Annotated in this window: 17 protein-coding genes; 11 read left to right on the top strand and 6 right to left on the bottom strand. The window is 58.2% G+C overall.

The window, feature by feature from the left end:
* Positions 1–7: 7 nt before the first annotated feature.
* Positions 8–634, bottom strand: a complete 627-nt coding sequence (locus AC1DNW_RS12985; protein WP_477852991.1) for an acyl-homoserine-lactone synthase — start codon at positions 632–634, stop codon at positions 8–10.
* A gap of 1,230 nt (positions 635–1,864) precedes the next feature.
* On the opposite strand from AC1DNW_RS12985, the gene AC1DNW_RS12980 reads away from it, so the two are divergent.
* From AC1DNW_RS12980 to AC1DNW_RS12955, 6 genes are all read left to right on the top strand, one after another.
* Positions 1,865–2,944: a nucleotidyltransferase family protein gene (locus AC1DNW_RS12980; RefSeq protein WP_477852990.1), complete on the top strand. Its 1,080-nt coding sequence runs from the start codon at positions 1,865–1,867 to the stop codon at positions 2,942–2,944.
* Between the two features lie 407 nt (positions 2,945–3,351).
* Complete coding sequence (locus tag AC1DNW_RS12975) at positions 3,352–3,660, top strand: hypothetical protein (RefSeq protein WP_477852988.1); 309 nt, start codon at positions 3,352–3,354, stop codon at positions 3,658–3,660.
* 667 nt (positions 3,661–4,327) lie between these two features.
* Positions 4,328–5,521: a plasmid partitioning protein RepA gene (gene repA, locus AC1DNW_RS12970; protein ID WP_477852986.1), complete on the top strand. Its 1,194-nt coding sequence runs from the start codon at positions 4,328–4,330 to the stop codon at positions 5,519–5,521.
* Between the two features lie 4 nt (positions 5,522–5,525).
* Positions 5,526–6,533: a plasmid partitioning protein RepB gene (gene repB, locus AC1DNW_RS12965; protein WP_477852985.1), complete on the top strand. Its 1,008-nt coding sequence runs from the start codon at positions 5,526–5,528 to the stop codon at positions 6,531–6,533.
* A gap of 155 nt (positions 6,534–6,688) precedes the next feature.
* Positions 6,689–7,969 carry a plasmid replication protein RepC gene (gene repC, locus AC1DNW_RS12960; RefSeq protein WP_477853142.1) on the top strand — a complete coding sequence of 427 codons (1,281 nt, stop codon included), beginning with the start codon at positions 6,689–6,691 and terminating at the stop codon, positions 7,967–7,969.
* Positions 7,970–8,237: 268 nt separating this feature from the next.
* Positions 8,238–9,287 (top strand): phospholipase D-like domain-containing protein, encoded by a 1,050-nt coding sequence (locus tag AC1DNW_RS12955; protein ID WP_477852984.1) that lies wholly within the window; start codon positions 8,238–8,240, stop codon positions 9,285–9,287.
* 72 nt (positions 9,288–9,359) lie between these two features.
* Here the strand turns inward: AC1DNW_RS12955 and AC1DNW_RS12950 are convergent, their stop codons facing one another.
* Genes AC1DNW_RS12950 through AC1DNW_RS12930 form a run of 5 tightly spaced genes read right to left on the bottom strand, consistent with a single transcriptional unit; the run spans position 9,360 to position 12,518 of the window.
* Positions 9,360–9,731: a hypothetical protein gene (locus tag AC1DNW_RS12950; protein WP_477852982.1), complete on the bottom strand. Its 372-nt coding sequence runs from the start codon at positions 9,729–9,731 to the stop codon at positions 9,360–9,362.
* A 36-nt stretch (positions 9,732–9,767) separates the two neighbouring features.
* Positions 9,768–9,923, bottom strand: a complete 156-nt coding sequence (locus AC1DNW_RS12945; RefSeq protein WP_477852981.1) for a hypothetical protein — start codon at positions 9,921–9,923, stop codon at positions 9,768–9,770.
* Complete coding sequence (locus tag AC1DNW_RS12940; protein WP_477852980.1) at positions 9,920–10,285, bottom strand: hypothetical protein; 366 nt, start codon at positions 10,283–10,285, stop codon at positions 9,920–9,922. Before AC1DNW_RS12940 ends, AC1DNW_RS12945 begins: the two co-directional genes overlap by 4 nt.
* Positions 10,286–10,319: 34 nt before the next feature.
* Positions 10,320–11,270: a hypothetical protein gene (locus tag AC1DNW_RS12935; RefSeq protein WP_477852978.1), complete on the bottom strand. Its 951-nt coding sequence runs from the start codon at positions 11,268–11,270 to the stop codon at positions 10,320–10,322.
* Positions 11,271–11,303: 33 nt separating this feature from the next.
* The gene (locus AC1DNW_RS12930; RefSeq protein WP_477852976.1) at positions 11,304–12,518 is read right to left on the bottom strand and encodes a Nal1-like putative serine protease; all 1,215 of its coding nucleotides are present in this window, start codon (positions 12,516–12,518) and stop codon (positions 11,304–11,306) included.
* Between the two features lie 491 nt (positions 12,519–13,009).
* On the opposite strand from AC1DNW_RS12930, the gene AC1DNW_RS12925 reads away from it, so the two are divergent.
* The 5 genes from AC1DNW_RS12925 to AC1DNW_RS12905 all read left to right on the top strand — a co-directional run bounded on the left by AC1DNW_RS12925 (position 13,010) and on the right by AC1DNW_RS12905 (position 21,938).
* Positions 13,010–16,450, top strand: a complete 3,441-nt coding sequence (locus AC1DNW_RS12925) for a tetratricopeptide repeat protein (RefSeq protein ID WP_477852975.1) — start codon at positions 13,010–13,012, stop codon at positions 16,448–16,450.
* A complete protein-coding gene (locus tag AC1DNW_RS12920; protein WP_477852973.1) occupies positions 16,447–16,965 on the top strand; it encodes a hypothetical protein in 519 nt (172 codons plus the stop codon). The genes AC1DNW_RS12925 and AC1DNW_RS12920 overlap by 4 nt, the downstream gene beginning before the upstream one ends.
* Before the next feature lie 157 nt (positions 16,966–17,122).
* A complete protein-coding gene (locus AC1DNW_RS12915; RefSeq protein ID WP_477852971.1) occupies positions 17,123–18,259 on the top strand; it encodes an RHE_PE00001 family protein in 1,137 nt (378 codons plus the stop codon).
* Between the two features lie 332 nt (positions 18,260–18,591).
* Positions 18,592–19,716, top strand: coding sequence for an AAA family ATPase (locus AC1DNW_RS12910; protein ID WP_477852970.1), 1,125 nt, complete (start codon positions 18,592–18,594; stop codon positions 19,714–19,716).
* Entirely contained in the window at positions 19,716–21,938 is a 2,223-nt protein-coding gene (locus AC1DNW_RS12905) for a S8 family peptidase (RefSeq protein WP_477852968.1), read from the top strand. Before AC1DNW_RS12910 ends, AC1DNW_RS12905 begins: the two co-directional genes overlap by 1 nt.
* The last annotated feature ends 1 nt before the right edge of the window (position 21,939 follow it).

Raw genomic sequence — 21,939 nt, 5'->3', positions numbered from 1 at the left:
TCACCCCCTACGCGGCGCAGCGAAGGCCGGGGGTAAAACGCGAACAATAGCCGGGCGGCCGCATCGCCTCGAACTGGCTCTGTGACACCGGCAGGCTTCCGGCGACGCTGCGCACGTCACCGATCAAGTGCGGCTCGCCATAGCGCGAAAGCGGCCAGGAGACACGCTTCAGGATACGCTCGAAGCGCAGGTCGGTGACCGTTGCGATTTCCGTCATGCCGGTTGCCACACACCATTCGAGGATGCCGGCAAACAGGAAGAGTGTCGCAAGGCTCAGCCCGAAAGGTCCAGGGGCTGCTTCCGCCTGCGTATCAACACAGAATCTGGAACTTTCGACCATGCGCTCGTGCGGCAGGAAGGATCTGTTTCCAATCAGCTCAGGAAACACATCTGAAAGCATCGTCGCACCCAGTGCCGGCAGCAAGCGTGCCGAGGCGACGACCTCGCCCCCTTCTCCGATGATGACGATGTAATGGGGCTCGAGCGCATCGAAGCGGTCACGCTCCCTGCCCTCTTCAACCGTGACCTGCCATTTGAGCCTTGCGTTGAAGACGCGCGCCCTGAGGCGAAACATGCTGTCGAGAAGATAGGATTCTGATGCTGCCTCTGCCGGTGTTATCGCCGTCGCAAACATGATCGTTCTCCGCGTCTGTTGAGGTGCGGATAAGCAAATCATGATGCCCGCCGCCTGTCAGACCCTCCGATGTGAGGGGGACTGGTCCGCTCGGATGGCGCCGAGGGGCTTCTGCTAGACGATCCATCGATACTTCAAATTTTCCAGTTCGTTAACTATATGAGTTGGTAGTTCTATTTTTCCATGCCGAAGTCAAATCGCCTATTACTTCCGTTGGTCGTGCTGACATGGCTCCGTCTGGGAGTTCCGGGCTCCAATGCCGTCGGACTTTTAAGCCAGTCCTCATGCAGACGATGTTCTTCGGCTGCATGCTGAAGGACGCAATGTTGAGGTCGATAGCGATTTCGGATGCCGGCCACATGAAACAGATCGATTTACGTGATCACCGCCTCGGCAAACCGCGAACCCTGACGCGCACTTTGATCGGGTGATCCCGACAAGGTGAAAACGCCGATCACGTCCATTGATTTGTCAGCTGACAAAAACCCACTATTCATAAAATAATTCAATATTCTAAGGGGCAATTTGCCGGCGCTGATATTGACGCGCAGGAACCTGGCTGGAGATCTTGTCGGTCTCCCAAAAGGAACCGGCATGCGTGCGGCACTTTTCGATCATCGATCAACCGGATCTCTTCGTCACGTCCAGGGCGCCTGCCCGAACAAGCCTCCTTGATGCATGTGCCGTGGCAGCAAAGGATTAGTGTGCTCTTCCCCATCCAGATAAAACCGCATGGTGTCCGTAAGGGCGCAAGGACCTTGGCGGACCGGGCAAGGATGACGGATCGGCCGACTGATGAAGCGTGGTGCGCCAGCCGAGACCGGAAACGACGTTGCGCTTCGAGAACCGCTTGAGGGGCGAAACTCGGCGATATCCATCACTCGCGCCTGGCCGGCGTGGGTTTACGGTCGGCTTTCGGCAGGCCGTGGCGGCCCCTACCATCATCATGGGCGCTTATCACGTCCTCGTCCAACCGAGATGATGCTGGCGTCACCGGTGATCGGCCGCGGCCGGAAGAGGCTCCTTGTACTGGCGGATCTCACGGGCAGGAGCCCTTCTGATCTCCGTGAAGAGGCAGATAATTCTCAAGGCTTTGACGGGTTACAATGACCGCACCAGGACATTATAATGGAGACGCGCGCCGCAAACTCGATGGTTCCTTGACTTGAAGGCGAGCGGTTATAATGTTTTCGTCAAAACATTATAACTGGCGGACGTGACGAAGAACCCATGAAGCAGATTGATCTCTCATACCGTACGCTGTTTGCCGAGCTGGTGCAGCGCTCGCTTGATGCGCAGTTTGAGGCGGATTTCCCGATCGAGGGCCGTTTCGTGATGGTTCCTGTAAAGGGCAAGGAATACTGGTACTTCGATCTTCCCACGCCCGACGGACCCGACAAGCGACGCTATGTCGGCCCGGTGGCCGACGACGCCATCACGGCGCGAGTGAACGACCACAAGGAAATCAAGGACAATATCAAGGAGCGCCGACGCCTCGTCAGTACGCTCAGGCGCAGCGCCGGACTGGCTGGCCCCGATCCATTCGCGGGTGACGTCACCAAGGCGCTGGCMGAGGCCGGCCTGTTTCGCCTGCGCGCCGTMCTGATCGGCTCGGTTGCTTTCAGCTGCTATCCCGGCCTCCTCGGAATACGAATGCCTTCGACTGCCATGCAGACGGGGGATGCAGACTATGCGCAGGATTTCGCGATTTCTTCAGAGGTGGGCGACAGCCTGCCTCCCGTACTGGAAGTCCTGCAGTCGGTCGATCCTGGATTCCGCGCCGTCCCGCACCAGGCGGACACGGCCAAGGTGGCGGCTTTCAAAAACGGAAAGGGCTACCGGGTCGAATTCCTGACGGGAAATCGGGGATCGGACGAGTACACGGGAAAGCCCTCCCTCATGCCTGCCCTTGGCGGTGCGTCGGCAGAAGATTTGCGGTTTCTGGATTACCTGATCTACGAGCCTGTCAGGTCCGTGTTGCTTCACAGGGAAGGCGTGAGCGTGATCGTTCCCACCCCTGAGCGATATGCGGTTCACAAGCTCATTGTCTCATCCAGACGGCTTACGGACGCGCTCGGTCGTGCCAAGCGCGACAAGGACCTCCATCAGGCCTCCTTGCTCGCGCAGGCGCTCGTGGAAACGCGGCAAGGCGATATTCTGGCCGATGCCTATGAGGAAGCATGGGAGAGAGGGAAATCATGGCAGGACGGCCTTCGTGCCGGGCTCGACGCGATGCCCGACGCTGGTCGGCAAGCGTTCGCGGCCGCGCTCGGTATCGCCACGGACGAATTGGCAACGGCAAAGCATTAGAACCGACAACCGTATCGTGGCTGCTCCAATTGTCGAACACAACGTCGAGAACCGCGCCCGTCGTCCAGAAGCGCACGAGGAATAGGCAAGCTGCGCTGCTGCTCTTAACGGCCCATTGCAGTCGGCAACATCGGCAGGGATATTGGGATTGATTGCCACGGTGCTGTTGGGCACCGGGGTCGATGCCATGCGCCAAAGGGAGGTCCTGGTCATCCAGCCGCTCTCTGGACGGTGGGGCCCGTGGGCAATGGAACCAACATCATCCCCATTCTCTCGGCACATTCTTCTTGGCTCAACTGTCATTGATCGCCGCTCGATTGCTGGGGCGGGAGCCAATCTGCAGATACTGCTGCAAACCGTCGGCTGCCCAACGCATCCACGCGAATCTCCTCGCAGGACTTGGAGCGATGGCCGCCCCTGTCGGGACTGACAGCGCCGACAATCCGTCACAGAACATTGGCAATAGCGATGCAATGGAGATGCCAGACATCGGCTGCGCCGATGCCCATATCGTCTTGAGCCTTTCGAACGCCGTGCCCGCCGACCTCCCCTCCCCGCTATCTAGTGTGAAATCGCGCAGAGCAGCGCGTGATCGGCAATCCGACAAAGGGGAATCCAGCGAATATTGCACTCCGCTGTCAGGATCGGTTTCGGCCAGTCGCCGGGCGATGAAAAACTGCTGTGCGGATGGCGTGGAAGTTGCGCATCGAATCTAATCCGACATCCTTCTCGCCGAACCATCGTACGACCTCCTGGTCGCGCCCAGTCTGATGTCCGTGATCTGTAGGCCGGCTCGGTGGCTCAGGTTGCGGATCGGGATGGAGTTCCGAACAAGGGTGACTTCAGGATCATCAGGAACGAGCGGCAAACATGTTCGTCCCTTTAGGGCTCACCACCGCCTACACTGCTGACGATGCGTGTGGGCACGCGCCAGGTTCGAGGCGGGATATGCCTGACGAGCGCGGCCGACTCAACTAGGGATATCCGCTGGCGCATTGACAGTGTCGTTATCGCCGGTAGTCCGCGGACTACATCGCTGATACCAGCGATCACCGATACTATGAGGCGCCCCCTCACATCCGCGGGGATGAGTGCCGACGGGCTTTCGCTTATTATCGATTCATGCCGTGAACTGCGCAGAAGACAAGTGGTCAGATCACTATTGAATCTCTTGGCCTGCGTGTCGCGACGTCGATCTTGGGTGCCCTGAGCGATGCGAAGTGGGTTGAGAGGGAGCCTCGTTGGCAGGAAAAGCGAAGTCGAAAGACCCTGTGGATAGGCTTATGGTTAAGCGTTTGTAAATCGGTAACGAATCGCGCGATAATATAACTGCGCAGTTGAAGCCCTCTCCTTGAAAATTGCGCAATTAGGTTGGAAACCACAATGCTAGCGAATCCAGTTCTGAAAGACGATCAAGAGCACCTTCCGTCGCTTCTGGCAACGGACGCTCAGGAGCTCGCCTATCAGCTCCAGCAGCACCAAGCAAAAATTTTCCCGCCCCTGTCACAGAAGATGATGCGGCTATTTGCTCCAGCAGAAGCCGCCTCCTTCATCGGCATTGGCGAAGGCTATCTTCGCCAGATTGCCAAGGAGGGCCACGGCCCGGATCCGCTTGCCAACGGCAGGCGTCTATACGACGCCGAGGACATGAACCGCATCCGTCAGGCGCTCGACGAGCGCAACGGCACGCCAAAATATGTGCCGGGCCGGCGTGGCGCTGAAAAGCTGCAGATCGTCTCGGTCATGAACTTCAAAGGCGGGTCGGGCAAGACAACGACCGCCGCCCATCTCGCACAATATCTGGCACTTCGCGGCTATCGCGTCCTTGCGATTGATCTCGATCCGCAGGCCTCGCTCTCCGCGCTCTTCGGCCACCAGCCCGAGCTCGATGTCGGGGAGGGGGAAACGATCTACGGCGCCATTCGCTACGACAGTCCGGTGCCGATCTCAGAGGTCGTGCGCTCGACCTATACGCCGAATCTTCACATCATTCCCGGCAATCTCGAACTGATGGAATTCGAGCATGAGACGCCGAAGGCGATGGCGGGCGGAACGGCCGAATCCCTGTTCTTCGCCCGGATCGGTCAGGCGCTGACCGATATCGAAAGTCTTTACGACGTCGTCGTGATCGATTGCCCGCCGCAGCTCGGCTTTCTGACGATGTCGGCTCTCTGTGCGGCGACGTCCGTGCTGATTACCGTCCATCCCCAGATGCTGGACGTTATGTCCATGTCGCAGTTCCTGACGATGACCAGCGAGCTGATGTCGGTTGTGGAAAGGGCAGGCGGGCGCACGAGCTACGATTGGATGCGTTATCTCGTGACACGCTTCGAACCCAATGATGGGCCGCAGAGCCAGATGACCGGGTTCATGCGCGCGATCTTCGGCAACCGCATGCTGCAGAATTCGATGCTGAAGTCGACGGCAATCTCGGACGCTGGCGTCACCAAGCAGACGCTCTACGAAGTCGACCGCTCGCAGTTTATCCGCGGGACCTATGACCGGGCACTGGAATCGATGAACCTCGTCAATGGCGAGATCGAGGCCCATATCCGCTCGACCTGGGGTAGGAGATAGCTGAATGACCCGCAAGAACCTCATCCAGGTCTCTAACCCGAACGAAGCCCGCCCGGAACCGTCGCCGGTTTCGCCACGCGACAGCCGTCCCATCGCCGGCTTCATCCCGCAGACGCGCAGCTCAGGTCCCGTCGGCGGCATTACCAAGACGCTTGGCAATATCACCGAGAAGGTGGAGCGTGCCAATGATCTCGAACGTCAGCTGGCCGAAGGCCAGACGGTCGTCGAACTCGACACCGCGCTGATCGACGCCTCCTTCGTCGCCGACCGGCTTGAAGTCGACGCCGCCGAACTTGCGCAGTTGACCGAACAGATCCGCGAGCATGGCCAGCAGGTGCCGATCCTGGTGCGCCCACATCCTGAAGCCAGGGGACGCTATCAGGTCGCGTTCGGTCATCGCCGTCTTGCCGCGACGAAGGCCCTCGGGATCAATGTCAAGGCGATCGTGCGGGTCTTGACCGACGATCAGCTTGTCGTCAGCCAGGGCCTGGAAAACAATGCCCGCACCGATCTGTCCTATATCGAGCGGGCGCTCTTTGCGCATCGGCTGGAGGAGAGGGGCTTTGGCAGCGATGTCGTGACGGCCGCGCTCAACGTCGACAGGGCAGCGCTCTCGAAAATGCGCATCATCACGCGCCAGGTGCCGTTTGCTCTGATCAGTGCGATCGGTTCGGCTCCGGAGATCGGCCGCCGGCGGTGGCTGGAATTCGGCGAGCATCTGGAAAGCGCTGACATTGACGCGCTCGTCATCTCGTTGTCCGCGGACTACATACGCAGCCTCTCGAGCAATGACCGGTTCCATCAGGCCTTCGCCCAGGCGACGAAAAAACCGACAGGTGCGAAGGCCGGTACGACATCCACCCAGATCGCCGATCTGCCGGTGAAGTTCAAGCGCACGCCAGCGACCGCGACCTTCGTCTTCGATAGCAAGGCAGCGCCCGGTTTCGACGCATTCGTGCAGGAGAGGCTCAAAAGCCTCTATGCGGAATACCAACAGGACAGAGGAGCTTAGGAAAGCAAAAGAAAAAGGCCCCCAAACGACACCGTCGTGGAAGCCTCTCTCATCTGTAGCAACTTGAGAATCGCATTTCCACGAATCGCAGTCAAGAGTCTTTGAGCGTCAGTTTGGCGAGCGGCTTTCTTTTGCCTGACAGAGGGTGAAAGAAAATKGAGAGTGGACGTGTGACGACGCCCTTTGGGCGGCGGCCGATGACGCTTGGCATGTTTTCAAGCCAGGTGGCATCGCGCCAGATCGAACCGGAAAAATCGGTCKACAAATGGAAATTGTATCGGGCGCTCTGCGAAGCACGGCCGCTTCTTGGCGTGTCCGATAGGGCGCTGGCCGTCATGAACGCTTTGCTCAGCTTCTATCCGAAGGACGGGCTCTCGGAAGAAAACKGGCTTGTGGTGTTCCCTTCGAACATGCAGCTGTCCCTGCGCGCCCACGGCATGGCCGAGCAGACGATCCGCCGGCATCTGGCAGCGCTGATCGGCGCCGGACTGCTGGTCCGCAAGGACAGCCCGAACGGCAAACGCTATGCGCACAAGGACAGGTCGGGATCGGTCGAGGATGCTTTCGGCTTCTCGCTTGCCCCCTTGCTTGCCCGCAGCGAAGAGATCGAGGCACTGGCTGCCCAGGTCGTCGCCGATCGGGTGCATCTGCAGCGGCTGCGCGAACGCCTGACGCTCTGCCGGCGCGATATTTCGAAGCTTGTCGAGACGGCGCTTGAGGAGAACCTCGCTGGAGATTGGGAGGCCGTGGCAATCTATCAGCAAGGTATTGTTGGCGCTCTTTCCCGCAATCCTGGCGCCCCGGAACTCGAGGAAGCGCTCGAAGACATGGAGCAATTGCGCGAGGATGTGGTCAACCAGTTGGAAAACCTGCTGGATTCGAGAAAATCAAGCGGCAATGCCAATCAAACTGAGCGGCATATACAGAATTCAAACCCCGACTCTATTTTTGAACTTGAACCTAGCTTCGAAACGAAGCTGGGCGCGAAGGCCGAGGGTGAACCTGACCCGCATGCCGAAACGAGAGGTCGAAGGGAGCCAGTTGAAGGTCAGACGAGCGGAAAGGGGAGGGGAGGCGCTCACGGCGACCTGAAATCCTTCCCCCTCGGGCTCGTCCTGCAGGCCTGCCCGCAAATTGCCGACTATTGCGCTGGTGGCGTGGTGACCAGCTGGCGGGACCTCATGGCCGCCGCGGTCACCGTCCGCTCGATGCTGGGGGTCAGTCCATCGGCCTACCAGGACGCCTGCGAGACCATGGGGCCGGAAAATGCCGCCACCGTGATTGCCTGCATCTTGGAGAGGGGAGGGCACATCAACTCGGCCGGCGGTTATCTGCGCGACCTGACGCGACGTGCGGAGCGTGGCGAATTTGCGCTCGGTCCCATGCTGATGGCGTTGTTGCGCGCCAATGGCGGGGCGGCCAGTCGAGCGGGATGAGGATTTTTTCATAACCAATTGACCGCTCGCGGCGCTTGAATCAACGCGTTGCGGAAAATGAGGCGGTTCTTATCGGCGCGAGTAGTGGCGGAAGTAAATTCTCGTATCGCTTCCGCTTAATTGCTGTTTACCATGATTTCAAAGGGTTCTGAAACCAGAAGATGGATGCGAAAGAGGAAAGGACGGCGACAGAGTGGCGATCTTTGTCCTTTTTCAACCGAATGCGGATAGGCGAGGCCAATGTGTTCTACGAATATTGGATTGATCAATGGGAAAAGAATTTCATTGCCGCGCCTGCCAACATGTACTCGTTGAATGCACCTGCGAGTGTTCCAGCACCTTCGTTGCTGGACCGCAAAACCTGTCTGAATTTCTGGCCTACTGCTTGGAGAACGCAGAAGAGGAAGTGATCATTTCGTCTCCCTGGATTTCGGATTGGGCGCTTTCGACAATGTGGAGGGAGCTGAAGGGGGCGGCAGAGAGAGCCAGGATCCACTTCTATACAGACTATGAGTACAATCTTATGCGGGTCGGCCCCGATTCGCCGGTGAAAGATCTCCATGAGAAATACGAGCGATCGTTTTCAAGGGGTATCCGGCTTCTTCGAAAATTGGGGGTTACGGTCCATCGCCTGCGTGGCGCGCACAACAAGTCGCTTGTTGTCGACAATAAGATCTTCGTTGACGGTTCTTTCAACTGGTTGTCAGCGTCGCGAAATCCAAACTCCGATTGGACGCGTCACGACTCTGTAGTCGCCATATCCGGCCGACGCGCCATGCGCCACCGCATGCAATATCTCGAGGCGCAATTCAACGTAACCCTTGAAGGGGAGCTGCTCTCTCTGGATAGCAACGACGACGATGCGATCACACGGGATTTTCTGGATTTGACTGGCGGCGGCAATCGCTATCCTCATGGTCGGGACGAGCCGACATATACGACCGATATCGTGCTCCCGGTTGGCCAGCCGCTATTCTTTTCCATTTTGGAGGAGTTTGCCGAGCTCGTCTCGAAGCGCGGTATCRATCGCCGGATGCTGGATCGAAACGGCGACTGCATTTGGCTGGTGCGTGATCGCGATGCGGCGATCGAGAAGGCCTGTCTGAAGTGGAAGGACGAATCGGTCGTGGATGATCCAAATAGCTTTGCGATCTTCGAAGTCGATCGCGAGCAGTTAAAGAAGGACCTGCTTCTCTCTGGTACGTTCGGCCGGACGCATCGGCATTCGGATGGCTGGACGCCGCTCCAAACTCGTAACGTCATTCCACTACAGGCGTTGAGGCGGGACCTGACGACATATGTCCGGCAGAGCGACTGATTATTACTTCGTCCAACTCGACCAATCATCCGCGCGCCGGCGACATAACGCCGCGGCAGGAATTCGCGCTCTCTATTTCGGCAGTTTCAGGAGGTCAACGCAGGCACCCTTCATTTCCGGGTCATCGGAAAACTCCTGCCGGCACAATTTCGCGCGATTGAGCTTGATGGCGATCTCGCTGTGTTCGAGCTTGTCCGCCTCGCTTTTGGCGTCCAGCTGCGCCTCGTTTCTCAGTGAGAGTGCACGCAGGTTGGCGGCATAATAGGCGCCGAAGGATGCGAAGACGACCAGCCCGCAGAGCAGCGCGGGCAGCGTGGCGATATCGAGATCCTTACGCTGGTCCTGCTTCTTCTCAAAAAAATAGACCGTCAGACCCGAAATGAGGGTGATCGTCGCCGGCAGCATCGCCGCGACGACGGGCTCCTTGCTTGCCCCGGTGAACATGCCAAGAAACGCACCGATCGAGGAAAAGGCAAGAAGTTAAAAATAGACCTTCCTCAGCGACGTGAACCACTTCGTCGGCAGCAGGACGAGCGCGATGAACAGGAACGGCGCCAGGCCGTAGACTATGCCATAAAAAAACGCGCCGCCAAGGAAGATTAAATTCGACCAAACATGCTCGCCGAGCCTACTCATTTGATGTCCGACAGGGCGTTGCGGTATCGCTCAATTCCCGTTTCATACAGCTCGATCGAATTCCTGTATTCCGCCCCGATGAGAGCGTCCTTCGGGGCTTGCTCGACTTGAAGACGGAATTGCTCCAGCCCCACGCGCCTTTGCTCTAGCGCTCTGCGCAGGAGCTCGCGATCGACACGCCCGAGGTCGGCAGGTATCTCGACGTCCGCAAAAAGGTTAGGAGGCGCCGGCAACAAGTTCGTGCCCGTAGAACCGGTGGATGGGACGCCGTCCCCCTCGCAAACGATCTGCTGAAGGGACTTATCCCACCAGCATTTTGCCGCCGCATCTCCTGCGGCTAGACAGGTCAGCAGAACCGTCACCAGTAGTCTTCCCGCGTACATGGTTGATCCCTTCTCAACCCAGATATTGATCGATATCTTTCAGACCCACCGACGGCGCCCATGTCGGATCCTCGTAGATCGTAATCAGATCGTTTTCATCGACAGACCCAAGGTCGGTAATGCCGGCTCCGCCCTCGATCCAGGCGCTTTCCCAGATCATCGCGAGTGCACGGGAGCCCACACCGAGAAGGTCGATCGTCGGGGTCGCGAACTTGCTCCACAGCGCATCCTCGTCCTTCACATAGGTCTCGATGATGGCATCGACCGAAATCGTCGAAAAGGCCCGGCGCATGACATCGACCGTCGCCACAGCGGCGTCGTGGCCCGAGCGGCAAAAGGACGTGAAGCCATGCGTTCCAAGCTTGCCGGGCGCAATACCCAGATCTTGATTGAGGCGCGAGAGAACCTCGCCGGCATGGGCGCGCAACATCTTCGATTCGTAGGCGGAATGGACGCCGTCGCCATAATGACCCTTGCCCTTGGGGTTGGGGCGGTCGGGGTCGCCATCGTATTTGTACGAGATGTGCAGGGGCTGGCAGCTGTCGCCGACATAATGGGCCATGACACCGCCGGCGGCGACGAAACGCGCCGCGTCGCGGTTGTGCGCCGCCTCGACCATCAGTTTATAGAGTTGCCAGACCCGGAACGGCAGGAGACCGCGCGACCGGTCATGGATTGCCGTGTAATATGCGGAGAACACTTGCGTGGTGATCTTGGCCGGATCTGTCTTGCCGCCTGCTCCAAGCGTGATTGACAGCAATGTTGCGCCCGTTGCGTCCGGCTTGTCCATGTCGGCGAAATGGTTGGAATTTTCGCTGTTGCGGTGAGCAGAGTGATCCGGCTGTTTCCAGACCTTGTCGGGCACGTCCGCCAGCGGTGAAAAGCGGCGCTTCGTCGTCGTGGTGAAGGACTTATGTTCCAGATTGTCATCGCCGTAGGAGATCCGGTCGATATTGGCCATCATGAGGGCCGACAGGGACTGGTTGTGGCTGAAGAGCTAGMAGGCCTTGGCGCCGATCGTATAGTGCCCGAGATCGCCCCAGTAGTTGGGCAGCCCGGTATTCAGTCCGCGGACACCGTCGACATCAAGTTCCCGGCATATCGTGCTCAGGAAGGTGCCCAATGCAAGACCTTGCGCAACAGTTGACCGTCCTTCATCGACGAAGACATGGCCGCCCCATTGAAGAGCAAGCGGTCTCAGCGTATCGAGTCGCTCCGCATCCGGATCACGCAGACACCACAGGGTACCCGAATCCCCCGGCCTGGTGGTCAGGTCCTTGTCCGGCATAACGAGGACATCGGAGATATAGTCGGTCCCGCCAATGGATTTGTAGCGATAGAAAAGTCCGCTGATCCGGCCGGTCAACGGTCCTGAGGCGCCGCCATAGGCTTCGACCGGGCAGTCGATCAGATCGACCGTGATGTTGTCGGCATGGAGGTCGATCGGCGTCCCGACAGGTCCGAGACCGGCAATCTGTGTCGTCCAGACGGAGAGGTCGTCGATCTCGATGAGGCCGACGTCGATATTCGACACCGCGCGCCTGCCCGGCCACCCGGGATAGGCAGTCTCGAACGGCAGCTTTCGGGCGCCGATCGCCGCTGTCGTGCCGACCCGGACGCGTTCGCCGCGAAGGATGGACGAAACCTCCTCGCCCTCCTGACCCGCAACGTGCTGATTGGTCAAAGCGTAGGTCTTGCGCCCGTCGCTGACCAGACAACCGACGGAGCCATAGTGATACTGGCCCTGGACGCGCGTCGACAGCAGGAAGCCGCCACCAATGAAACTGTTCGGGAAGTTTGGTGCGTCATCGCGCGCGGCCGGTTCGTCCTGGCGCGTAACCTCGATGACGCAGGTCGGAATGACGCGTCCGTCAGACAGAAACAAGGCCCTTGGCACCATCTGATCGGGCTGCTTCGAGAACTCCTTGCGATCGACCCATTGTTCGACGAATACGAGTACGCATGGCCAGGACCAGGGCCTGACGACGGTATTGTAGAGCGTCTTGGCGTCCTTGACGGTCCTGGTGCCGGCCGGCTTCTGCTCGCTCGGTGGGTGCGTCGCATACCAGTCATTCTCGTGGATGCGATATCGACCGATCGCGGTCACGTTCGACAGATGCATTAGATGTAGGTGATAAGCGTCGCGCGCCTCAATGAGATCGCGCACGGATAATGACGAATAGTCCCGCTTCGGCGGAAATTCCTTAAGCATCTCCCAGCCCTCCAGATGCCTTGCGCAATATAGTTATCACGCAGTCAAGATCTCGCCTAGGTTTTGTGTTGTAAATATTTCGCGTTATGTCACTTTGCGTGTGCGGCGAATGCCCAGACGCCCAGGACCGGGCTAATCGTGCAAAGTAGCCTACCGATACTTAAAGCAGTTTAAGCTGGAAGACAAAGTATCGAGGCATGCTGCTATTAAGTAAAAATCGGGCTTTCTAGCTCAAATGGGTAATTTTATCCGCATCTGAAATACATTGATAATCAAGTGGGATATGGAGGCTTGATTATGTGCAAGCAATACACCACTATCCATGGTTGATGGCCTGCAAATCAAAGGCACAATGCGTCTTTTGAGTTGCATGCCCGAACGCCAGACCTTTGCGATGTACAACGTCAACGAGGGCAAGCCGAATGGTCGTTTTCTGTCAGGCTGAAAATTGCAGGAAGCGTGCGCCGGACAAGCTCCAATGGAAGCTTGTTATGGCGTGCAAGGTCACCGACGTTTTCGATCTTTTTCTCGGTGAGTTCGACGCCCTCGATTGCCCTAACTGCGGGGCGACGGCATCTATCACTCCAAGCCTCGTCGGATTATTTATTGTGGACGATCGTCTCCTTATCCTCGATCGAGGCTTCGATCCAGAGGAGCGTGGGCGCGAAGCGGTGGCTGCGCTCGTCTGGGGGTTAGGTTGCTCGCTTGCCCCTGAGCATGTCAGTGACCTTAATCATTTCAAGAGCGTCTTCGCTGCGAAGATAAAAGCGACGGCGAGACGATATCCATTTCAAAGCTTCGATCCATCCTCTGCCCAAGATAATCTTGCCAACTGGAAGGAGCTTCAGGGCGAGATCATGAGCTCTTTGTTTGCCGGTGCCAGTGGCGTCGTGCCCGGGCTAGGCATTCACACGCGCGAACTGGATGGCAGCATCAATGATCAAGAGCATACGATCGAGGTGATGAAGGACTTAATCCTTCATCTCATGACGAGTTGGTCGCTTGGTCTTTCGGCACTGACGAAGGAAATCCCCCTCGAGGCATTCCTGCTACGTCTGATCGACAGCTGTGGTTCCGTTGCCTTCATCTCCGACCAGTTGATCGAAAGATTGGCAGAGCTTCGTAAATTCGTTGAGGACGAAAAAATCGATCGTTGGATGCGGTTCCACTTCAAAGCCGTGGAAGCATCGCTCTTCGCGATGCTCGGTGAAGATAATCCGAATGCGGGTGCGTGGGCCAGCGAATATCTGATGGTTCGTTGCGCCGCTCATAGAGGGGGAGAGGGGGCCTCAGGCCGCTTCTTATTATCCCCGAAGCGTATCCGGTCGACAATAAGCTATGAACACGCTTGGAATGCTGTTGCCCGCATCCTTGCGTCCCTAGTGACGGTGGAAGACGAAAAAGAACGCAGCAAGGAGATGAAGGCGCTCGAACTGGCGATCGACGAACTTGGGCATGGAGATTTGTTGAACGCAGTTATGAAGGAAGGGCTGAGAATAAGCGTCGTTAGCGAAAAGCGTGGTGGAGCCGAAGCAACTGATCGGACACCGGAAGAGCTCGCTAAATTTGTCCGCGCCCAACATTCGAAGAATCCGGACCTGCCATGGAGTGCATTAATTCACGTCTGGCAGCCATCTTGGTATTCCGACGCTTCGGAAATCGCACACCTCTTCGATCTGCTTAAACCCGAATTGGAAAGTGCGTCCGAGCGTGCGGATTTACTCACCTGGCTGGGCGAACGTCTAAAGCTGCTCGGTGCGCCAGAGCTCGCACTCGAACGAATCGGGCGAGACCCAGCACCTTGGGAGGAAACCCTCAACAAGCACGACAAGCGATGTCTGTGGACCGAGAGGAGTAACGCGCTTCGCCTTGCCGGTGAACGGACGCGCGCGCTTGACGTGGCACGCGCCACGCTGGCCGTCACGCTCAGCGACGCCGACGCTCCAGATCAGCATAAGGCAACCGCGCTCCTGAATGTCGGCATTCTGTTGCGGGAGACTGGGCAATTCAGAGAGGCGGTTGGATTCATCCAGACGGCATTGGAGCTAGCCCCCCAAGAGGGGCGTTGGTATGCTTTGCAGTCTCTGGCGGCGACCTTCGCTCAGATGGGGCGCATAGCGGAAGCCGCGGACGTATTTGCCGAAGCTCGAAAAACGGCAGGCGGGATCGATACGCGCGGCGCGCGGGCGGCGCTGCTGGTGAGCGAAATCACGGCCCGAATGTATCTCAGGCAATTTAAGCGAGCTGACGAGCTGTTGCGTCGGGTGCCATCCCTCGACGAGGTGCCTGATGCGGCGCTCCCGGGATTATCTGGAATCATGCGCGCAACGGCAATCAGAAAGGGCGATATAGAGAGTTCCAGGGACAGCGCAATTCAGCTGGTCGACCGATTGAAACGCTCGGCTGAGGCCTTCGCTGCTGCTGGAAACCAGCTGCAGGCGCAAAGCGTCTGGCATGCTGCGGCGGTGTTGGCGCATGACTTCGGCCTTCCGGAAGCCGAGTCACTCTGGCTGAAGGATGCACAAGCGAGCGCGCTTATTGGACGATGGCCCCCCACGCGAACGGCCATCGAAATGGCAATCCTTGAGATCGAAAGGGATCCGGGACAGTTCGTGGAGATGCTCGACGCGATCATCGCGGCGCTAGCGCAGCAGGCGGGCGGCATCGCGGTCGATGCATTGACAATGGACCTGTTGTCACCGCTTGAAGGACCATTCGAGCGATTGGCGGCAACGGTCTTTGAAAAAGGACTCGGTCCGAACGCCGATCAGCTTGTCGCCGAAGTACGCCGGAACGCGCATCATCGCGCCCAGATGAAATTTGAGGGTGATGAAAGCGCGGTGGGTTTTCGTTCCGCTGCGGCTGAAGCCATGAGCCCCGATCAGGCTACATTCATGGTTTTAGAATGGTGCGATCTCAGAGATGACGACATGATCGGGCTTGTATCGCTGTTAAAACCTGGCGATGCAAGCGTGGGCTATCTTTATTACACACAGGATATCGATATCGTCGGTACTGCTGATTTGATCGGCGCTCGCATGCCCAAATGGCGAAATTCGCGCGCGGGCGAGCCGTTCGATGTTCCTGGCTGGGATAACGTGCGGCACTGGCTGCGGCTGGTTGCTGAAAACTATCTTCCAGGTGGCGGGCATGTCGTGATTATCGATCATCCGCAGCTGACGCCCTTGCCGTTTCACATCGCACTCTCACCGGAATGGACGGTGTCATACGCTTCGGATTGGCTGGCAATTGAAGCAGCGGTGGCCGCAAATGGTAGGGCAGCGAAATCGCCACGTCTTGGTGTTCTCCACGCTCCGAGGTCGAACGAAACGATTGCGGTCCGCGAGGCCCTGGAGACCTCGGCGAGAGCTGCCGAACAATTGGCCATTCGATACGGGCTGGCCTCCGATCGCAATGAACCCGGCGGTGGCGATGCTGCGACGCTCAGCAATATGCTTGCGACGGCCAACGTTCTGAAAGTGCTCTGCCATGGACAAGTCTGGAAAGAGGATCGTGAAGTCGCCCTCCTTGTCGACCACGAGGGGAGACCACCGCCCGGCTATACCCTGTCGGCTCTTGTCGCATCGAATCGCGCGCACCGATTTGGGCGCGCCGCACTCAAGAACCAGTCGGTTGCCCCGCGAACGGTTTTCCTCGGCGCTTGTTCGTCAGGTGTCGTTTCCATTGGCGGACTCGACGAACGGACGAGCTTTGCGACGCTTTTAAGCCATGCCGGCACAAGCGCGGTGGTGGCACCGCGCTGGAAGATCGACGCAGAAATGGCTTTGCCCGTTCTGGACGAAGCGATGGCGGGCTTCGTGGCCGGGAAGCCATTGAACAAGGCGGTAGGCGGCGCCGCCGCAGCCGCAATCAACCGGGGTGTGCCGGCTTGGCAGGCTCACGCTTTTGTCATTGAAGGAGCTTGGGAATGAATATTGCTGATGAACTCAACAAAAAGGGTGCGACGCCTGAGACGATCCTTCAGGTTCTGGATACGACCGTCTTTGAAGCGTCAGGCGATTTGTCTCCCGACGAAATGATGTCCAACTTGAAGGCCGCCGCGGATGACACGGCCGCGATAGATGAGGCGCTCGAAACGCTTCGCCTCCATCCAGAGCTAGTCAACGAGATAGCGCTGCTGTGGATCGCCCACGCTGCGCAGCAACCGGAGACCGAGCAACTGGTGTCCGAAGCAATTTCGGACGCGGATCGTCAGATGCCGATGTTGGAAATTGGAGCAATTACGCTCGTTGCTCTGTATGCAATCTACACATTCGGCCCTAACAAGCCCACGAATGTGAAATGGACCATCAGGCAACGCAAGGATGGGACATTCGAAGAAATCAAGAGTGAGAGCGGATTTGCCGATTTCAGCCAACCAGTCAGGGCGTTTCTTGGTCTGTTTTCCGGAGTGGGCAAGGGTAAAGTGGGCAAGGGTAAAAAGTAGGGTGATCAAGCACCTGAGTCTCTCTCTTCAATCTTGCGCCTTCAAATCGATCACTAACGGTACCTGTTCCTTATCGATGGTGATGCGCATTACMCAAGATCGTCAGGGATGGCGGAATCAATATAGGAAATAGCTTCGGTTTAATGAAGTGTTTACCATGATTTCAATGCCTTACGATCTTGCTAGATTGCCCATCCAGAGCCTGCTGCGGCCGATTTCAGACGCCGGCATCGCACTCGCCCGTCTCGACGAGCGCATCGCCCGCTCACCGGTCGGCGCGGGCTTTCTCGAGCGATCCCATTTTGCCGATGCCTGCGCCTCGCTGTGGATCGATGGGGAACTCGTCCACCTCGATGACCTCGTCCTCCACGACGCCACCAAGGATATCCGTGCCCCCACCCACGAGCTGACGATCGCCCGCGACGTCCTGAAAACCCGCCGGCGAATTGCCATGCAGCCACCCGGCTGGGCGCTTTCTGCGGAAGGCCTCCGCAGCCTGCGTGGCCAGAGTTCGTCTGCGGCCTCAGTCGGTGCGGTCAGCGCTACTTCGCAAGAACACGTCGGTTCGGCTGTCGATGCGGCCGGAGGAGGGGAGGAGGAACAGGGCGATGATGGCGCCGGCCTACTCGACGCTGAGTTTGCCGCAATCGATGCGGTGCTCGCTCGCGCTGAGGTGGCCATCGCGCAAGCCGAGAAGCCCGACCGGGCAGCCGAAAAGAATCCGATTGTCTATGATCTCGATTGGGACGAGGACGAGCGGCTGGAGGAATGGCACGGCGTGTTGCGACAAGGGCATGACCTGCCGGCGATGTTGCAAGCGATCGTCGCCCTCGATGCGTGGGGGCAGATTTCGGTGCTGCAGCACGCGCCCTGGCTAGGCCGGCTGTTTTGCGCGTCGATCCTGCGCCAGGACGGGATTACTACCGGCGCGCATCTCGCGGCGATCAATCTCGGCCTGAAAACCATTCCTGTCGATCGGCGCCGGCATCGCGATCGGGAAACCCTGCTGCTGGCCAACGCTCACGCCTTGATCGCGGCCACCGAGTTCGGGTTGAAGGAGCATGATCGGCTGGCGTTGGCGCGACAACTGTTGGAGCGCAAACTTTTCAATCGCCGGACATCGTCAAAGCTGCCGGAGCTGGTCGAGCTGGTCATGGCAAAACCGCTGGTGTCGGCTGGCATGGTCGCGAAGACGCTTGAGGTGACGCCGCAGGCGGCGCGGCGGATTTTATTGGAGCTGGGCTTGAGGGAGATGACGGGAAGGGGGAGGTTTCGGGCATGGGCAGTGATATAGGCAGTCCCTCACGAATGTCGGACCGGAGAGGAATGATTGACATGCTTGCGAAGGGCTGCGGTGCGATGCGCCGCCGCGGAAATGCTTGAGATGTGAGGGTGTCGGCAGATGCGAGCCCTTTCGCGGAGACGCTACATAGCTCTCCGGTTCCAGCCACTGGCCATCTGGTGGCCCCCTCCGCCAAAACATCGTCACCGGCTTGCGATGTAGTCCATTATAAAGATCATGAAAAGCAGATTGTTAGCAATCGAGTGGAAGAAATTTACGGTTTATTATTGAATTCTCTTCCACTTTAAGTGAAACTGCAAATTGGCATACGAGGATATCCACACATGACGACGGCAAAAGCGGATCTTGACTCCGACATTATCAGCCTTGCACGCTTGGCACTTGCGGGCCGGGCTCAGGATATCCAGATGCTAGTGCAGCGCATCGCGCGCAAGACGCGTGCAGACAAGCCTGAGCTTTCCCACTCGCTAACTGCGCTTCTTCGAGAGGCTCCTTCGAAGGAGACCCCACTCCGCCGGATGGCTGAAGTGCCAATGCCAGTGGATTCCGATTCGCGCCTTCACCTGCTCAAAATCGAGGAAGCGATCGAACTCGACTATCCTCCAGTGCTCGCTCCAAAGGTATCGGTGGCGCTTGACCAACTGGTCTCGGAGCGTGGCCGTCTTGAAGCCCTAGACGCTGCGGGGCTAGATCCGACTAGAACCGCTCTTTTTGTCGGCCCGCCGGGAGTTGGCAAGACACTCGCTGCGCGATGGCTCGCTAAGCGGCTTGGCAAGCCGCTTATGATTCTCGACCTTGCTGCGGTCATGAGCAGCTATCTTGGCCGAACCGGCGCAAACCTGCGCCAGGTCCTCGATTATGCCAAGCAGGCTGACTGCGTCCTCTTGCTTGATGAACTCGATGCCATCGCAAAACGTCGCGACGACCGGGACGAGGTCGGCGAGCTTAAGCGGCTTGTTACCGTACTTTTGCAGCAGGTTGATGATTGGCCGGCGACCGGGCTTTTGCTAGCCGCCACCAATCACCCGGATTTGCTTGATCCTGCCGTCTGGCGGCGCTTCGAGATGAAGGTTGAGTTCCCGATGCCTGAGCGACCGGCAATTCACGAACTCGTCAATGACCTGCTTCGACCGTACGACGACAAGGCCGACCATTGGGCGAAAGTCCTTTCGGTTGCACTTCACGGTCAATCGTTCAGCGACATCAAGCAATCGGTTGACCAAGCGCGCAGGGCAGCTGCTATCTCGGGAGATTCGCTCGATACTCATTTGCAGGCGTTGATTTCACCCGATCAGCTTTCGAAGTCGGAGCGCATCAATCTTGCAACAATGTTGGTTGACGGCGGGCTTTCCCAGCGGAGCGTGCAAAAATTGACCGGCGTCGCTCGAGACACCGTGCGGAGCCATTCGCAGGTTGAGGCGAGCTCGCGCAAACGGAAGGGTGCCTGATGGCGAGACAGAACTTTCTTCTGGGAAAAGGCGAGCGCCTAGTCTCTTCTGTGACAGGCGTTAGGGGTGGCGCGCCCAAACAGCATCCCTATACGTTTTCCGAATCTCGGTCGCGTCTGGCGCCGATGCTGACCCGCGCCGTCTCCCTGGTGGATAGGTTACCGGCTGCAGCTTGCCCAGACGACAAGGCCGTTTTGTCGGTTGTCCTCAACCCGGAGTACATTGCCAAGTCGTTTTATCCTAAGGAACTGTTCCAGCAGGTTGGCGTCGAGGCCGTTGGGAGCCGTACGCGATCGATTACGCCGCAAAAGCGATCGCTTGGACGTCCCTCAGAAGAAACCTTGACCACCGAAATCTTCGTAATGGGGTCGCGAGCGTCTTTGCGCAGCTGGAGCTCTGCGCTTCCTCAGTGGAACAACTTGTCCGCAGCGACAAACGGGATCATCTCCATTGAGGAGATCGGTGCTCCTGACGCCGATGACAAGCTGAAGGGGCATCTACCGGATAGAGGCAAGGTGACGTTTGAGGCAGTCCTGCACACGGACGAGCTTCTCGGCGAGCAGAAAATTATTCGCGCGTTTCGGACCTACCTTGCGGAACTTGGGATCGACGCTCCCATGGACAACCGATTTTATGCKGGTGGCCTTTGCTTTGTCGAGCTGACCGCACCATGCGAGCGCGCCGAGGAGATCGCGACCTTTACCGCGGTCCGTGCACTTCGACAGATGCCGACCCTTCGTGTGCTCCGGCCGACAATTCGAGCTGCCGCGACACCTTCGCCTCAGATTCAATATCCTTCGGAAGCGGCATTGGATCCGGGGATCAGGGTCGCGATCTTTGACGGCGGTGTGCCAGACAATCATCCGCTGACAGCCTGGACGACGCCGATCGATACCACTGGCGTGGGCAGCTCGCATGAGGATCTTCGCCGTCATGGTGTGCATGTCACATCGGCGTTCCTGTTCGGACATATCGACCCGACCAAACCGCTATCGAGGCCCTACGCTCCGGTTGAGCATTTTCGTGTTCTGGACACTGACCCCAGCCAGGATCCGGAAGGGCTTTATGAGGTGCTCTATCGGATCGATCAGACACTTCTCAATCGGCAGTTCGATCTCGTCAACATCAGCCTCGGTCCACATCTTCCTATCGAAGACGATGACGTTCACGCGTGGACAGCGGTGCTCGACGACCGCTTCGCAAGAAATGATACTTTGGCGACGATCGCCGTCGGAAATGACGGGGAGCTTGATGCGGCACTTGGCTTCAACAGGATCCAGGTGCCTTCAGACTGTGTAAACGCGATGGCCGTCGGCGCAGCCGACAGTCCAGACGCCACTTGGGCACGCGCGCCCTACAGCTCCGTTGGCCCCGGCCGAAGCCCAGGTCTTATCAAGCCTGACCTTGTCGACTTCGGCGGCTCGCTACAGCGTCCGTTCTTGGTTGCAAGTCTGGACGGTAGGCCGCAGCTCGAAGTGACTGGTGGAACGTCCTTCGCATCGCCAAGCCTGTTACGGGTGGCCGCCGGCGTTAAGGCCCATCTTGGCGCGAATGTCGACATGCTCGCGGTGCGGGCATTGCTCGTCCATACGGCGGAAGAGTCATCGATTTCTGCTGAAGAGGTCGGTCGGGGGCGGGTCGCCAGAACGATGGACGATATTCTATTGTGCGACGACGACACAGTCCGGGTCATCTATCAGGGGACCATTTCTGCCCGTAACTACGTGAGAGCCCCGATCCCCGTCCCGGTCGACGAAATGGCTGGCAAGGTCCAGATAACGGCGACGATCTGTTACAAGACCCTGACGGATCCCCATCATCCGGGCAACTACACGCGTGCCGGGCTGGAAATTGCGTTCAGACCTAAGGATACAAAGCGAAAAGAAGACAAGAAACTGCATGCAGATACCCAGAGCTTTTTTGGAAAGGCCCAGAAAGGACTGACGGAAGGCGATCTTCGGCGTGACGCCTGGAAATGGGAAAATACGCTCCACGGCTCTGTCGGGTTTCTCGGTAAAAGCCTGCGCAACCCGGCTTTCGACATTCACTATAACGCCCGTCTCGAGAGCCGAGATTTCGAACCGGAAGACGAATTGCGTTATGCACTGGTGGTTAGCGTCAAGGCAAAGCGCGTCGCGGATCTCTACGACCAGATCGTTCGGCGGTATCAGACGCAGCTCGAGCCGATGCGTCCGGTCGTTGAGATTCCGATCCGCCGGTGAC

This window comes from Rhizobium sp. 05L429 (genome assembly GCF_056397645.1).
The sequence above is the reverse complement of the archived record's forward strand: the minus strand, read 5'-3'. Positions and strand labels throughout refer to the sequence as shown.